This is a genomic window from Legionella norrlandica (assembly GCF_000770585.1).
Taxonomy (GTDB): Bacteria; Pseudomonadota; Gammaproteobacteria; order Legionellales; family Legionellaceae; genus Legionella; species Legionella norrlandica.
This window is the reverse complement of the sequence record NZ_JNCF01000009.1, coordinates 1-15,842: the sequence shown is the minus strand read 5'-3', so window position 1 is coordinate 15,842 and position 15,842 is coordinate 1. Positions and strand designations below refer to the sequence as shown.

The window sequence follows — 15,842 nt, the reverse complement described above, 5'->3', positions numbered from 1 at the left end:
TTAATTTATGAAAGAATTATACTTGGGCTAATTGTCACAATAAAGATTTATATGGTTTTGAATAAATCAAATAAAGGGGCTCGTGCAGGATGGTAAATAATTTTTTACCCTTTTGCATACGCTTTACCAAATCAGCTTCCAGTATTAATTTTTTTATTAATTGAGATATTTCCTAGTATGGTATTTTCCTATTCAGAATGTTTTTATTTCCTTTTTTAAGTCAAGGAAAATCTAAATCAAATGATTATTATTACTAGATTTATTTCGTTTAATTGAAATCATCTCATGTGGAGCGTGACTTGGATGATGGAGTATTTAATCTACCTTTAGATGGGAACTCTTTCATTGCTTTGATGAGCAGATATTTGACGTTCCTCGCTAATTAACTCAATCCATTTTTTAGGTGTAATGTCGTTTTCTATCAATAAGTTAATCGCTGCACTAGGAACTGGACTTTGTGTAATGGCTAAATAAAAGTAAGCGGTCAATTTGCTTCTGCATAAAGCCCAACCACTTTTTGCGACACATTGTTGTAAACTAGCGAATTCACATTGATCTTCTTTGACTAATTGTTGTAGCTTTTGAATCGTGTTAGGGATACATGCATCAAAAAACAACGTGGTGCCTTGCTGGCCCCATTCTTCGCTCAATATAATTCTCTTTAAAATATTCATGTCACAAATTTGTTGCTCTTTGGAAATAGATTTCTCAATTCTATGTGTTACCGGTTGCCCCAACATGGAATGTGTCCATTGCTGATAATAAGCCCGACCGTAAATTAACATGCCACCCAAAATAAAATCCAAAGCAGTTGGAGCTGCATGCCAAAGAGCCGTGTAGAAATGGGATCTAATGACGTCCACTTTGGGGTAGGGATACTGATGGTTATTGGCTTTAATGATATGTTTGCGATCATATTGCATTTTTAAAGATTCATATTTAACCAAGGATTTAGCCTGGTATTGATTCTGGCCAATGCTAATTGTTTCTTGCTTTTTCGGTACTCCTCCATCGACTATTGCTAAATGAAAGTTATGATTTAAAACATGTTCATAACCCAGAAAATGACAATCAGGATTTTTAGATAAGGTATTTGCTAAATGTTGTCGCAATGCCTCCCCAACTTTAATATTAGGATCATAAAAATCTGGATGTTTGGCTAAATTCATTACCCAAAATACATTGACTTTATCCTTTTCACCAGCAGGAATATCTCGTAACATTATTCCCCAAGAATACCCAATAACTTCGTCGTTTTTATCCTTGGCAATAAAACAAATTGTCTCTTTATAATGTAACATGGAAGATAGGACGATATCCCCTATAAAAGGCAAATCGCCAAAATTTACTCCATGGGCTAAAGAATCCACACGTTTAATTTCATCCATTGCTTTATTAAGTTCATCAGTATTATTGGGATCTAAAATCTGAATTTCTTTGAAGCCATAGGCTTACTTTCCATCATTTTTAACGAAAAATTAAAGGTACATTCGCCATCTAACTTTTTGTGGTGTCTAATTTTAAGAGGATTTTGATTTCTGCATTTTAACAGATCTGTCCATAACTGATGAATGTAAAGTAATCCTTCATCCTTTGGCGAGGTATTTCGCAAAATAATTAATTGCTGGGTGAAACGATGCACATATTCGGTATGGAGATAAATAGCATGGCTACTAAAATCAACAACAAACTCTGCCGTCATTAATTTTTTGATTTCGGGTAAATGATATTCAACAGGATCTGTATATGATTTTACTATTGCCTCTAATGAACTCCATTTGCGTTCAAGTACATCAATTTTTGAATACGGCATCGACTTTACCTTATAATAAATTTTCGAAAAATCTTAATATGGCAATATGGTTGGCAAAACCCTATTTTTGTCAATAAAAATTAGGCCTTTTTTAAATTTAAAGGAACTATCTTTATATGGGTTTTATTGATATTTATTCACTCCCTTTCGTGCAGTTCAAGTTAAACTATAATCCTGGAAAAAAGGGAGCAGATAAATAGTAGATAATGCTCTCAAGACATCACTAGTCCTTAATCAATCACCCACATTGCCATAAAATCGCTCACTTTCATGGCAGATAAAGTTTTGGTGTCGCTCATAACATAAACAATTTTTTCTACATGTTCTGCAGGGAATCTTGTGCTTATATTTTTCTTAAATTTAGATATTAAAACAGGGATGCCCTCTTCTCTTCTACGCTTGTGACCAATGGGATATTCGACAGTTACTAAATCACTTTCTGAGCCATCTTTAAAAACTAATTTGAGGCTATTTGCGATAGAACGTTTTTCAGGATCATGGTAGTCGCGAGAAAATTGCTCATTCTCTATTACATGCATTTTATCACGCAAAGCGTCTATTTTAGGGTCTGATGCCACATCATCCTCATAGTGCTCTGCTTTTAAATCACCAAAAAGAAGTCCGATTGCAACCATATACTGTAAGCAGTGATCTCTGTCAGCAGGATTATGTAAAGCGCCCTTTTTACTTATTATTCTTATTGCAGATTCGTGAGTAACTAACTCAATTTTAGCAATATCTTCAAATCTCTCTCTAACAAGAGGATGTAATTTTACTGCACATTCGACTGCTGTTTGGGCATGAAATTCAGCAGGGTAAGACAGTTTGAATAGTACATTTTCCATCACATAGCTGCCATAAGGACGCTGAAACTTAAAATGCTTCTTACCAAACAGTACATCATAAAATCCCCATGTTGGTGCTGTCAGAGCACTTGGATATCCCATTTCACCAGCTTTAGCAATTAAAGCCAAACGAACTGCACGAGAAGTAGCATCACCAGCAGCCCATGACTTTCTGGAACCAGCATTAGGTGCATGTCTATAAGTTCTCAAGCTTTGTCCATCAACAAAAACTTGAGAGAGCGTTCTTAGCATCATATCTCGATCAGCACCAAATAATTGCGCCGCAACAGCAGCACTCGCTAATTTGACTAATATGACATGATCAAGACCAACGCGATTAAAACTGTTCTCCAATGCCAGGCAACCTTGTATTTCATGCGCTTTAATCATTGCAGTAAGAACATCATGCATTAAAATTGGAGCTTTTCCTTGACAGCAGTTTTCTCGGCACAAGTAATCTGCAACAGCTAAAATGGCTCCTAGATTATCTGAAGGATGCCCCCATTCTGCAGCAAGCCAAGTATCATTAAAGTCCAACCAACGAATCATGGCGCCAATGTTAAAGGCCGCTTGAACCGGCTCCAATTCATAATGAGTGCCTGGTACACGTGCACCACCAGGAAGAGTTGCTCCTGGAACGATTGGACCTAATAATTTAGTACACTCTCGGAAATTAAGAGCTAACATACCACAACCAAGAGTGTCCATTAAACACAACCTGGCAGTCTCATAGGCCAAGGCACTATCAATTTTTTTATTCAATACATAATCAGCAATATCCGCTATAACCTGATCATAATCTGGCTTAACGTTATCTTCTACATACTTGTGCATATTAACCTCGTGTTTCAATAGCGGGGAATGATCGGGGATCAGGGCCTATGTACTCAGAAGTAGGTCTTATTAATTTATTGTTTGCTCTTTGTTCAAATATATGAGCAGCCCATCCTGTAGTTCGTGACATCACAAAAATTGGGGTAAATAAATGAGTAGGAATCCCGCAATAATGATAGGCTGATGCGCTGTAGAAATCGAGATTGGGGAATAATTTCTTTTCTTGCCACATTATTTCTTCAATGCATTCTGAAATACGATATAAAAGTAGATCACCCTTTTCTTCTCCCAATTTAAATGACCACTTTTTTATAATATCTGAACGGGGATCAGAGGTGGTATACACTCTATGGCCAAATCCCATAATTAACTCTTTGTTAGCGAGCATTTGCTTTACGCCACTTGCTGCTTCAGCGGGAGTTTTAAAACGCTCAATCAGTTCCATGGCAGCTTCATTAGCACCACCATGCAAAGGGCCACGTAATGTTCCTATAGCACTTGTAATTGCTGAGTAAAAATCTGAAAGTGTTGCTGCAGTCACCCTGGCAGCAAAAGTAGAGGCATTAAATTCATGTTCTGCGTATAAAATAAGTGAAACATTCATCATATCTTTTTCAATTGAACTGGGTTTCCGACCATGTAATAAAGCCAGGAAGTGTCCTCCTATTGTTTGTTCATCACTTAGTCCAGAAATTTCTTCATTTTTGAAATGGTAAGCGTACCAAAAACACATGATTCCAGGGAAAAGGGCAAGCAAGCGGTCAGCTATGTGATACTGTTGTTTGAAGTTTTCTTCAGGTTCAATAGTGCCTAAAAATGAACTCGCAGTTCTTAAAACATCCATTGGGTGCGTATTTTTGGGTATAAGTTTTAAAACAATCTTAAGCTCTTCTGGTATATGTCTTAGGTTAACTAGCTTTTTTATATAGTCATCAAGCTCTTTTTGAGTTGGCAGTTCACCATAATGTAATAAATAGGCTACTTCTTCAAAACTGGCGTATTCAGCTAAATCATTTATTGAATACCCTCTATAATTCAATCCTTTGCCTGCCAGTCCAACTGTGGCAATTGCTGATTGACCAGCAACTACACCGGCTAAACCTCCACTTTTGTTACTCATTTTATTCCTCCATCAGTCGGTCTAGTTTTTTTACATATTTTGATGTTTAATAATTTTGCAAAGCAGCCAAAACCCCACACAGGCGTTTACAAAAAATAAAGCAGTAGCCTATTTTTAAGGATTTCCCCCCAATAGACTTCAATAGGCTTCATATTATGCTTCAACGGTGAATGCATCTCAATGATTTTATTAAATTAACGTCAATTCAGATCTTCAATGAAAATTCTTAATAACAGCAAGAATGCAGAATATCTATTACAATCCTTGTATTATTCTTTTCCGCAAGAACCGGGCTGGCGATATCGCCTGTATTAGCTTTCTAGGTAGTATTGAAATTTCATTATTAATTAAGCAAGCCAGCCACTCTGCTGCCAGAGGGATAGTGGTTAATCCTCTTGATCCAAAAGCGGCGCAGGCATATAACCCAGGATAATACGGTCCTGATTGAGCAATCCACCGCTTTGAGTTCGTGTGTAACCCTGAGTAAACTTTTTCAAATTCACTCACCTTTGGGATTGCCCCAACTATTGGCAAATAATCAGGTGAAGCGGCCCGTACACCAGCCCAGTGGTCTAAAGCATGGTCGGACCAAGTGGTTTCAGGAGCTATTTGTTTCAATCTTTCTAAATTGGCTTGATCATCTTGAATGCAAATCAGAGGTTCCGATATGCCAATACCATAAGTAGCTCCAACCATATGGGTGCTGTTTCTTGATGGAAGAACATGTCCTTCTGCGCATAGAGGGATCCTTAATCTAGAGCTGCTTTGAGTCGATTGAATAGTTGTCATTTGCCCTCTAATGGCTTTAACTGGTAAATATTCAGTTTCCCGAAAGTGGTTTACATTTTGGCCATTAGCCAAAATAAGTATAGGAGCATTAAAATTATTAACTACCCAGTTTTTCTTATCAAAGTGTATTGAATTAATCTTCATATTATTTATTAAAGAAATTCTTTTATCATTAATTAAGATATTACAAAGCTCTGGTGAATTGATCCATCCAGAAAGAGGAATATGTAAACCACAATGCCGTATATGTAGCCCAGCCAGTTCAGTAGCCTCTTGCTCATCAACTAGCCGCCCTAACTCCGGGTAGCTAGTTAGCCACTGGATCAAACTGTGTTGAGTTCTTTTTTCCTTATCATTATGTGCTAATAATAAGCAACCTTTTAGCTCACCGATTTTAAATTGATCAAGAATTCTCTTATAAACCTGGTTGGCATATAGGAATGCAAAAAGCATAAATTGTGTGAATGGCGAATTATAAGAAGACAATTTAGGAAATAAAACCGCCTGCTGATTAGCTGAACCACATTGCCCTACCTCATGTTTCTCTTCTATTAATGTGATTGTCCATCCTCGCTTAGCGAGAGCACTTGCAGTAAAGCAACCAGCTAAACCTCCACCAACAACAATGGCTGAATTGGTATTTTGTTTGACTGGGCAGCCTACATGCCAGGGAGTATGACGATATTTTTTAAAAAATGAGGGTGTTTTTTGGTAGGAAGCACAAATCATATGGCGTTTAGGGCCAAATCCTTTTCTTTTTTCGATAGCAAATCCTGCATTATTTAAAGCTGTCTTAACTCTGCTCGCTGCAGTATAGGTTGCTAAAGTTGTGCCTTCCTTGGATAACATAGCAAAAACAGCCAATAGGTTATCAGACCACATGGCTTGGTTTTTTGAAGGTGAAAAACCGTCAAGATACCAAGCATCGATATGAGAGTTTCTTAATCTCGGTTCAAGATTATTGTCTCCGCATAACAGCAATTGTTCATAGCACTCCAATGCATCTCCTAACATTAACGTCAAAACAATCTGACCATTATTAAAAGTCAGGTAATGATATCCTGGGGTTAAAATGGGATAGTGCTCTATTAATTTTGTTGCGTGCGCATCCAATTCGGGCCATTTTTGCAAGCATTTGATTAAATCACTCTGTTTTAAAGGGTGTTTATCACAGGAAATATAATGCAAGCGAGCTTTTTGAGGAGCAAATTGCTCCCATAATTTCCAAGTTAATAAGAAATTCATACCGGTCCCAAAGCCTGTTTCTGCGATAGTAAATACACTGGATTTATCAACTGGCAATCGTTGCCAACGATCAATCAAATTATTCCCATCAATAAAAACATAGCGACTTTGCTTAATTCCACTTTCAGCCGAATAATAAATATCATCAAATTGTAAGGAATATGGCAGATCATGACGCCAATCAATATCTGCCGTTTTAATTGGGATAAAAGGATTACTCACATAAAGCTACTCTTTCAGGTACTTCCAAGTCTGATTCTTTATAGTTATTCAAACTCTTTTCGTTGATTAATTTTCTTAATTTAGGAACTAAAGTGAATAGTATAACTGATGAGACTACTGCAAATAAACCAAGCACTAGAAAAACATGACTGTAGCCATCATTGGTTAATATGGGAGAAGTGCTTTCTTGACCAATAATCATTAAATTGGAACTGTAACTAGATAAAGTAGCCCCTACCCCAGTATTTAACATCCACATCCCCATCATTATACCTTGAAGAGATGTTGGAGCCAAAGCACCAATCATAGCATAACCAATAGGTGATATTAGAAGCTCTCCAAGGCTTTGCAATATGAAGCTCATTACAACCCACCCAGGATGGACTAGACCCTCTGAACTCGCATAAACAATACCTATTGGCAATATTGCGAAGGCAACCCCTATAAATAGTAATGCAAAAGCAAATTGTGTAGGAATATTAACCTGAGCCCCTTTCTGGCGCATTCTGCTTAATATGAAACCTAACAATGGTCCTCCTAGCACTATAACTACTGTATTAATATTTTGAAACCATTGAGGTGGAATAACCCAATTACCGTATTGTCTTTGCACATTATTATCGATAAATACCGTTAGCCCCATAGGACCAATTTGATATAGCATCCAAAATACTGTGCCAACCATCATTAGCATCGCAAATCCATAAATTTTATCTTTTGCCTCTTTAGTGGGTTGCTGGCGAGCAATTACCAATATCAGCATGAGCATTGCAATACCAGTAATAATAACTAATTTATTTGCCCAATCGGCATATTGCAATAATTGACTTAGCATAAAGGGAAGCAGAATAATTAATCCAGTTCCAAGAATGGTTGCTTTTCTTTGTGCCGATTTATCTTTTCTTGAGTATACAGTGTTCTTATCGGAAAGTTGCTGCCAACAATAAAGACAAATTAACAACGCGATAAGGTTACCCAGGCTACTTAAAAGAAAAAGCCTTTGATAATTTTGTGAAATTTGAAACACGCCACTCAAGCTGAATCCAATGAAAAAGCCAATATTCATCCCTGCATAATTCCATAAAAAAGCAGTTTCTCGTCGTGAATCTTCAGGTGTAAACTGCTGAGTCAACATGCAATTAACGCATGTAACATTTAACCCAGAACCGGTTAAAAAAGCAGCTAAACCATAATATAAAAAAGTAGTATCTCCTACAGACAGCAAGACACATCCTAGAGTTTGTGCCACCATGCCAACGCAAAATAATGAACGATTGGATAAAAGTCGACCACCCCAAAAACCACCTAATAAGTGCAAGGCAAAATTATATGCTATAAACACGCCCATTATACTGTTTGCGGTAATGATTGGTAAACCAAGTTTCCCTTTCATATATAAAACAAGTGTTGAGTAAAGAACGCTAAAACTTAAAGTAGAAACGACTTGAATAAAAAATAATGCGATTGTTCCTTGTGGCATGGAACTCCATAGTCCTCTTTTTCTATTACCCAATATAGACATAATATGCCTTCCTTTGCTCCTAGCTGAGTTCTTCCCAATACGACATTGTCTCTTGTGAATAAATCAAGGAAAAATCATATAAAACCTATCTGAGTGAAAAGTATCTTTAAAAATTTTTAGCAGCTTTTTTAGATTTTGCTATTTCAAGATAGCGAAAATTAATGCCTATACTATACTCGGTTGGGTATTTTTCACTCATTAAGGTCTAAATCTGACTTTCCAACAAGAATCCATACTTGTGACCTAAAATCAGGAATATGACATAGGGAAAAATTACTGTCTAGTATTTTATAAATTATTTAACCTTTTAATTTATTAAGTACTAATTCAGCCGCTTCATATGTTTTTTGTATTTCCCAATCACCATGAGCACCAGAGACAAACCCTGCCTCATACATAGATGGGGCAAAATACACACCTTGCTCAAGCATCGCATGAAAAAATCTTTTAAATAAAGCTTCATCGGACGAAGCAATATCTGAATAGTTTTCAACAGTCCTTTTAGCAGTAAAAGAAAATCCAAACATTCCACCCAGTGATGCAGTAAAAAGCGAAACACTTGCACTTTCAGCAGCAGCTGCTAATGCCATAGTTAACTTTTTAGTGGTATCGCTTAAGTTTTTAAAGAAATGATTTTTTTCAATTTCATTTAAAGTAGCCAACCCTGCCGCCATTGCTAGGGGGTTACCAGAAAGAGTACCTGCTTGATAAACGGGGCCTTCAGGGGCTAAGAAGGACATAATTTCACGTTTACCACCCAAAGCGCCTACAGGCATACCCCCGCCTATCACTTTCCCAAGTGTTGTTATATCTGGAGTAATACCATATAGCCTTGTGCACCATGCAAACCACCTAAATCCAGTCATTACTTCATCAAAAATTAATAAAGCATGATGCTGATTACAAAGTTCGCGAAGTCCTTTTAAGAATTCTGGCTTGGGTAATATAAATCCCATGTTACCTGGAACAGGCTCAAGAATTACTGTAGCGATATCATCCGGATATTTTTCAAATAATTGAGACACTTGATCCAGATCATTAAAATCAGCAGTTAAAGTATGTTCAGTGATACTCTCAGGGATACCCGGAGTTGATGGAATGCCCAGTGTCAGTAAACCAGACCCGGCTTTAACTAACAGGCCATCACTATGACCATGGTAACAACCATTAAATTTGATGAATTTCTTCTTGTTAGTAAATCCTCTTGCCAAGCGGATTGCCGTCATGGTCGCTTCAGTGCCTGAATTAACCATACGGACCTTTTCTATTGATGGCATAAGAGATATAATTTTTTCAGCTAGTTGTATTTCCAGTTCTGTGGGAGCTCCAAAACTCATGCCGCTATGCAGTACCTTATTAACAGCTTCTATAACCACAGGATGGCAATGGCCAAGAATTAGTGGCCCCCATGATCCTACATAGTCAATATATACTCTGTCGTCTACATCTGTCAGGTACGCTCCTTTCCCTGTTTTGAAAAAAATAGGTTCGCCACCTACACTTTTAAATGCTCGCACAGGAGAGTTAACTCCACCAGGAATAACAGCTTGTGCTTGATGAAACAAATCTGAAGAACGATTCATAATAGATCCAACATATGATAAATACTAAAGCGAAGAATGACTTAAGTAGGAAGTCATCGGCATAATAACTAAAGCTAAATTCATTATGGCTTGCAATGGTACATGTATTTCATTCATTTTGCAAAAAAATGATCTTAGGATGTCAGAATAAGATCATATTATTTTGATTCAAAAATATTCTATGAAAATGGTAACTCCCCAGGTAGGAATGACGCTATTCATTTACATAATATGCAAGATATTATTTTTGCCTTAAAATGTAGGAATTGATTCTTTAAAAATTAAAATGCTTAACTTATTTAATATTGATTTTGGTACAAAATAAAAACAATTTTCTTAAAAACAAGTCAAATTATAAATGGACTTGAATATTAAATAAAGTTTGACTTTACATAACTGATAACAGTAGATAAATTACCATTTTTTTTTGAGTTTAGATTATGCAAGAGTACAAAAAATATATTTGTGTTATTTGTGGCTTTATTTATGATGAGGCTGAAGGTTGGCCAGAAGATGGCATTGAGCCTGGTACAAGATGGGAAGATGTGCCTGAAAACTGGTTCTGCCCCGATTGCGGAGCAGGTAAAGAAGATTTTGAAATGGTTGAAATGAACTAAAATGGTTTCACAATGACCAGAACAACTATGCCTACAAGTAATAATGTGGGCATTTCATTAAAAAATCGGAAAAATCGAGAACTTTTTGCATTTTTATTGATCGAAAATAGTTTCAAATAGTGGCCACAAATTAAATGATATATCCACAAAACTAAAACCAAGGTAAGCTTGGCATGCATCCATCCTGCTTTAAGATAATATTCCATATTATAGGTCAACAACCATAATCCCAAGATAGTAGTAGCAAGAGCAGCAGGCCAGGTAATTCCATAATATAGCCTTTTTTCCATTATTTTAAATCGATTAATGCTGATACCATCTTGAGACTCGGCATGATAAACAAAAAGTCTCGGCAAATAAAATAAACCAGAAAACCAGGCAACCAATGCAATGACATGAAATGCTTTAATAAATAACATCTCTCTATTTCCTTGCTAATTTTTTACGTTTCAATCGCTCACCTTTAATTAAATTGAGAGATTCTACAGCTAATGAAAAGCCCATAGCAAAATACAAATAACCTCTAGGTACGTGGAATTGAAAACCATCAGCTACCAATACTGTTCCTATTAATATTAAGTAACTAAGTGCCAACATTTTAATAGTAGGATGTTCGCTAATAAACTTACTTACAGGTTCGCTTGCCCAAATCATTATAATGATTGCAACCGTAATAGCCAATGCCATCACCCAAAAATGCGTCGTTAATCCCACCGCCGTAAGAACACTATCTAATGAAAAAACAATATCCAATAAAGCTATTTGAATCACAACTCCTCTGAATGTCGCTGCAGAATGAATGCTTTGTGAAACAGGCTCTATGGAAGGCTCGTCCATTACATCCTGATGGATTTCATCGGTTGACTTCCAAATTAAAAAAGCGCCGCCAAGTATCAAAAACAAGTCGCGGGCAGAAAAAGACATGCTACCTAGTGTCATAATCGGTTTTACTAGTTTGACCAAGAATACCGCAGATCCCAGTAAGAGTAATCTGGTCATCCATGCAAAGGTCAACCCCCACCTGCGTGCCTTTTTTCGTTTTTCACGCGGTAACTTCTCTGTCAAAATTGATAGGATAACCAAATTATCTATCCCAAGAACTACTTCTAGAATAATTAACGCTGATAAACTCAGGGCTGCATCAATAAAATCCATTTACTATCCTGTTGATAAGTATTGTTATACCATTTTCTCTAAAATATTTGTAAAGGTAAATGATTCACTTTGTTTATTTGCTTCGTTATAATTAAATTGTTTAATCAATCAAGAGAGAAACAACAATCATCAAGTTTATCAAAAAGCTGTTAAGAAAAAACAGGTCGCATGGACATGCTGTTAACTTGGCCTATGTTATCCCAAGAAATAAACACACCATTTCCAAAGCGGATATAAGTAGTAATGCTCTGAAGGTTCTTAACCGCCTAATCAGTCATGGCTTTCAAGCATACATTGTTGGTGGCAGTGTCAGAGATCTATTGCTTCATAAAGCACCTAAAGATTTTGATATTGCAACGAATGCAACACCTAATGAGGTTAAAAATCTATTTAGAAATGCCCGCATAATCGGTCGTCGTTTCAAGCTCGTTCATATTTTATTTCATCGTGAGATAATTGAGGTCGCGACTTTCCGAGGCCATGATTCGGATAATTCTAGCCATCAGTTTAATGAGCGCGGTATGATTGTAAGAGACAATGTTTACGGCTCCCTGGATGAAGATGCATGGCGACGAGATTTTACCATTAACTCCCTCTATTATAATATTTCTGATTCTTCAATTATTGACTTCACAGGGGGGGTCCAAGACATCCAACAAAAACTAATTCGAATAATTGGTGATCCTATTACGCGCTATAAAGAGGATCCAGTACGCATGTTGCGCGCTGTCAGGTTTAGTGCAAAATTGCATTTTCGTTTATCGCCGGAAACAGAGGCACCATTTCCTCAAATAAGCCATCTTATTACTCATGTTTCAAATTCGCGACTATTTGATGAAATAACTAAACTTTATCAATGTGGAGAGGCTGAAACAGTTCAGAAGCTGCTTGTCCAGTATGGTCTATTTCATCATTTATTCCCTCAAACAGCTGCCCTATTTGAAAGTAGCTATCCAATCAACCCACTACTCGGTATTGCTCTTGAAAATACGGATACAAGAATACATGATGAAAAACCAGTGACTCCAGCGTTTCTTATTGCTATTTTACTATGGTTTCCAATGATAGAGTGCTCCAAAAAACTCCAAGAATCGGGGCTTGATCCTCTACCATCTATTGAAAAAGCAATGTCCATAGTACTTAGCGAGCAAAGTGAAATTATTTCTATACCAAAGCGTTATAGCCAAGTTATAAGAGAAATTTGGCTTTTACAATACCGCTTTGAAAAAAGACATGGCGGAAGAGCCTTCAATTTGCTTTTACACCCACGATTCAGAGCAGCATATGATTTCATGGCATTAAGGGCATTGTCCGGTGACGAATCAATGGATTTAGCGCAATGGTGGACTACTTTTCAAGAAGTAGATGATGATGAAAGAAGCCAAATGGTGACTCAGTTAGCTACAACCACTCCAAAAAAACCAGAAAACGCCGTAAATTAAAAGTCATAAAATGAATGTGTGTTATCTTAGCCTAGGGTCAAATCAAAAATGTCCTGAACGTCAAATACGACAGGCTATTAAAGAAATTAAACAAATCCCCTCAACGTTTCTTACCCAAACATCTCACTTGTATTGGAATAAGGCGTGGGGGCTTAAGAATCAACAAGATTTTTGCAATGTTATGGTTGAGATTAAAACTACTTTGTTGCCACATACCCTGCTTAAGTGGTGTGAAAAAATTGAAAACAAACATAAGCGAATCAGGAAAAAACATTGGGGCCCCAGAACATTAGATGTTGATATCATTTTATACGGCAGCAGATCCATCCGGACCAAAAATTTAACAATACCTCACCCTCGTTTTCACTTACGAGATTTTGTTCTCATTCCCCTTAGCGAATTGAAGCCCAATTTTCAACTATCAAATTGCAGGAGCAACGAACAAGCTATTGGTGCTGTTCTTTAATAATAACCATCAGGTCATCCAAATACAGAGGCTTATAAAAATAATAACCCTGTCCCAAATCGCAACCAAATGATTTTAATCTTTGTAACTCTTCAAAACACTCTATGCCTTCAGCTACGACCCTTATATTCATTTTATGTGCTAATAAAATTAGAGATTCAACTAATGCCCTCGCATTAGCATTATGCTCCATTTGTTGAATGAAAAAGCGATCAATTTTTATTTCATCGAATGGTAGAGTAATTAAACGCTCAAATGAGGAATAACCAATACCAAAATCATCCATGGCTACATGAAGACCTAGCTTTTTAAGGGCTAGTAATTGCTCGTAAGCATAAGATTCTTCAGTAATGAAAGTAGTTTCAGTCAACTCAAAAGTGATGTGCTCTCCAGGTACTTCCCAGATTTCCATACTTCGCGCAATGAGATCAACCAGATCCGGTTCTTGCAAGTTATAACTGGATAAATTGATGTGAACGCCTCCTTTTAAGCCTGCCTTGCGATAAGTGGCACAGTGTCTTATTGCGGTTTTTATAACCCATGCAGTCAATTTACTGATTAATGTGCTATGTTCAATAAATGCTATTAAATTACCCGTATTTATCAGGCCATGCCGCGGATGTACCCAACGTAATAATGCTTCACACGAGAGTATTTCCTTCTCTGTGTTTATTGAAACCTGTGGTTGAAACATTAAGTAGAACTCGCTCTCCTCAATGGCTTTTTCAATATCAGCCAAGAGGCTAAATTCTAATAATTGCTCTTCCTGTTTGATATCCTCATAAAAAAGAAAGCGTTTGTTTCTTTTAGTAGCTTCTCTCATAGCTATGCTTGCCTGCCCCAACCATAAATCGGCATTAAAATTCTTGATTTTTGGCTTTATTGCGGTTCCAATGATAGGTAAAAAAACTAACTTATTCTGCTTGTATTGTATGGGAAATGAAAAGAGACGGATAATTTTATGGGCAGCAAGAAGAGTTTGTTGAACGCTTGCAATTTTCGGCAAAATAATACCAACCTGTGATCTTCCTAATGAGGTGAGAATATCTTTCGATGGCAATTCCTGGCTTAATTTGCCCAACAGGTTATCTCTTACTTCATCCATTGACCGATAACCAAAGACACTATCCAATTCTGACATACCAGTGAACTCAATCACTAATACAGCAGCAGATTCTGAGCCATTAGCCATATTTTCCAAGCTTTTAAAAAAAGCATCGTAGTCCACTCTAGTTGCCATTAAATAAACCTAAATTATAAATAAAATGCTTCAGGATTAATATTGTATTCCTCTGGCTTGACCTCCCTGATGATAGAATAGGAAGTTTCGCAACTTTCACGAAGATCAAGCATCCATGGCGTTATATTAGGGTTTTTATTATTATCTGTAATAACCATCAAACAAGGTTGAAAGCGCAAGGTTCGATTATGGCTCAATACAATAGCCAATTCCCCAGTGTTCAATTCCACCAGGCTCCCTGGTGGAAAAACACCAACAGAACAAATAAATTCTTTTACAAGTGCCATATTTAGCCATCGTCTAGACCAATCAGTTAATGTTTTTATCGCCTCCAGAGAGTCATTAGATACAGCTCTGGTTTTCTTATTACCTGCCCGTAATAACTCATACTTATCGACAATAGCTGCCATCCTCCCATAGGAGATAGTTCATTTCCCTTTAAGTGTCGCGGAAAACCAGTGCCGTCCTCATGTTCATGATGTTGTGAAAGAACATTCTGTACTATGACAGATTGAATATGATTTTTTTCAAGAATTTGCTCTCCATCTATCACATGTTCAGGATCCTGACATTCAAGATTTCTATTTTTTATCAAACCAATGTCCATTAGAAAACCACCAATAGCAAGATCAGATAATTCCTCCCGAGATAAACAAAGGTGGCGTCCAAAAGCGATGAGATAAGCTGAAACATCCAACGATCGTTCATATTGCTCTATTCTTTCTTTTTTCAATTGGCGAATCAGCAAAAGGGCATCGGGATTTCTGATTATGGTATCAGAAAGAATTTCAGCCAATTCCTGGATGGGTTGAATCTCTAATCTCTCTCTTTCTAATAAGTTATTAATAACACCTTTAATCAGTTTTTCTGCTGTCTCAGTTTTTTCTAAAGCAAGTGGAATTTCTTCTTCTATTGGAATGCTATCGCTATAAAAAGTAGCGCCAAAAAA

Annotated in this window: 12 protein-coding genes and 2 pseudogenes; 3 read left to right on the top strand and 11 right to left on the bottom strand. The window is 36.8% G+C overall.

All coding sequences use genetic code 11. From position 1 onward, the window contains the following. Positions 1–326: 326 nt before the first annotated feature. The 6 genes and pseudogenes from OK13_RS03605 to hemL all read right to left on the bottom strand — a co-directional run bounded on the left by OK13_RS03605 (position 327) and on the right by hemL (position 9,976). Positions 327–1,813, bottom strand: a pseudogene (locus OK13_RS03605) (lpg2912 family Dot/Icm T4SS effector). Positions 1,814–2,043: 230 nt separating this feature from the next. Beyond that, positions 2,044–3,492, bottom strand: a complete 1,449-nt coding sequence (locus OK13_RS03600) for a bifunctional 2-methylcitrate dehydratase/aconitate hydratase (RefSeq protein WP_035887771.1) — start codon at positions 3,490–3,492, stop codon at positions 2,044–2,046. Between the two features lies 1 nt (position 3,493). Next, positions 3,494–4,612, bottom strand: a complete 1,119-nt coding sequence (gene prpC / locus OK13_RS03595) for a bifunctional 2-methylcitrate synthase/citrate synthase (protein ID WP_035887769.1) — start codon at positions 4,610–4,612, stop codon at positions 3,494–3,496. Between the two features lie 255 nt (positions 4,613–4,867). Continuing rightward, the gene (gene mnmC / locus OK13_RS03590; protein ID WP_035887766.1) at positions 4,868–6,868 is read right to left on the bottom strand and encodes a bifunctional tRNA (5-methylaminomethyl-2-thiouridine)(34)-methyltransferase MnmC2/FAD-dependent 5-carboxymethylaminomethyl-2-thiouridine(34) oxidoreductase MnmC1; all 2,001 of its coding nucleotides are present in this window, start codon (positions 6,866–6,868) and stop codon (positions 4,868–4,870) included. Continuing rightward, positions 6,861–8,348 carry a peptide MFS transporter gene (locus tag OK13_RS03585; protein WP_420911418.1) on the bottom strand — a complete coding sequence of 496 codons (1,488 nt, stop codon included), beginning with the start codon at positions 8,346–8,348 and terminating at the stop codon, positions 6,861–6,863. The genes mnmC and OK13_RS03585 overlap by 8 nt, the downstream gene beginning before the upstream one ends. Before the next feature lie 341 nt (positions 8,349–8,689). After that, entirely contained in the window at positions 8,690–9,976 is a 1,287-nt protein-coding gene (gene hemL, locus OK13_RS03580; protein ID WP_420911417.1) for a glutamate-1-semialdehyde 2,1-aminomutase, read from the bottom strand. Between the two features lie 437 nt (positions 9,977–10,413). On the opposite strand from hemL, the gene OK13_RS03575 reads away from it, so the two are divergent. After that, positions 10,414–10,590: a rubredoxin gene (locus OK13_RS03575; protein ID WP_035887760.1), complete on the top strand. Its 177-nt coding sequence runs from the start codon at positions 10,414–10,416 to the stop codon at positions 10,588–10,590. On the opposite strand, the gene hemJ is transcribed toward OK13_RS03575, so the two are convergent. Continuing rightward, the gene (gene hemJ / locus OK13_RS03570; protein WP_035887758.1) at positions 10,587–11,009 is read right to left on the bottom strand and encodes a protoporphyrinogen oxidase HemJ; all 423 of its coding nucleotides are present in this window, start codon (positions 11,007–11,009) and stop codon (positions 10,587–10,589) included. The genes OK13_RS03575 and hemJ overlap by 4 nt on opposite strands. Before the next feature lie 4 nt (positions 11,010–11,013). After that, entirely contained in the window at positions 11,014–11,745 is a 732-nt protein-coding gene (locus OK13_RS03565) for a TerC family protein (RefSeq protein WP_035887756.1), read from the bottom strand. Between the two features lie 185 nt (positions 11,746–11,930). On the opposite strand from OK13_RS03565, the pseudogene pcnB reads away from it, so the two are divergent. Then, positions 11,931–13,201: pseudogene (gene pcnB / locus OK13_RS03560) on the top strand (polynucleotide adenylyltransferase PcnB). Further along, on the top strand, positions 13,198–13,653 hold the full coding sequence (gene folK, locus OK13_RS03555) for a 2-amino-4-hydroxy-6-hydroxymethyldihydropteridine diphosphokinase (RefSeq protein ID WP_035887754.1): 456 nt from the start codon (positions 13,198–13,200) through the stop codon (positions 13,651–13,653). The pseudogene pcnB and the gene folK overlap by 4 nt, the downstream one beginning before the upstream one ends. On the opposite strand, the gene OK13_RS03550 is transcribed toward folK, so the two are convergent. The 3 genes from OK13_RS03550 to OK13_RS03545 all read right to left on the bottom strand — a co-directional run. Next, positions 13,634–14,893 carry a GGDEF domain-containing phosphodiesterase gene (locus OK13_RS03550; protein WP_035887751.1) on the bottom strand — a complete coding sequence of 420 codons (1,260 nt, stop codon included), beginning with the start codon at positions 14,891–14,893 and terminating at the stop codon, positions 13,634–13,636. The genes folK and OK13_RS03550 overlap by 20 nt on opposite strands. 14 nt (positions 14,894–14,907) lie before the next feature. Beyond that, complete coding sequence (locus OK13_RS13845; RefSeq protein WP_052117544.1) at positions 14,908–15,180, bottom strand: hypothetical protein; 273 nt, start codon at positions 15,178–15,180, stop codon at positions 14,908–14,910. Positions 15,181–15,215: 35 nt separating this feature from the next. After that, positions 15,216–15,842 (bottom strand): HD-GYP domain-containing protein (locus OK13_RS03545; RefSeq protein WP_206538886.1); only part of this gene is annotated, 627 nt, incomplete at its 5' end.

Coding starts and splice junctions, on each gene's coding strand:
- OK13_RS03585 (WP_420911418.1), bottom strand. CDS start 8,348: ATGCCACAAGGAACAATCGCATTATTTTTTATTCAAGTCGTTTCTACT.
- OK13_RS03550 (WP_035887751.1), bottom strand. CDS start 14,893: ATGGCAACTAGAGTGGACTACGATGCTTTTTTTAAAAGCTTGGAAAAT.
- OK13_RS13845 (WP_052117544.1), bottom strand. CDS start 15,180: ATGGCACTTGTAAAAGAATTTATTTGTTCTGTTGGTGTTTTTCCACCA.
- OK13_RS03600 (WP_035887771.1), bottom strand. CDS start 3,492: ATGCACAAGTATGTAGAAGATAACGTTAAGCCAGATTATGATCAGGTT.
- OK13_RS03565 (WP_035887756.1), bottom strand. CDS start 11,745: ATGGATTTTATTGATGCAGCCCTGAGTTTATCAGCGTTAATTATTCTA.
- OK13_RS03575 (WP_035887760.1), top strand. CDS start 10,414: ATGCAAGAGTACAAAAAATATATTTGTGTTATTTGTGGCTTTATTTAT.
- prpC (WP_035887769.1), bottom strand. CDS start 4,612: ATGAGTAACAAAAGTGGAGGTTTAGCCGGTGTAGTTGCTGGTCAATCA.
- hemJ (WP_035887758.1), bottom strand. CDS start 11,009: ATGTTATTTATTAAAGCATTTCATGTCATTGCATTGGTTGCCTGGTTT.
- folK (WP_035887754.1), top strand. CDS start 13,198: ATGAATGTGTGTTATCTTAGCCTAGGGTCAAATCAAAAATGTCCTGAA.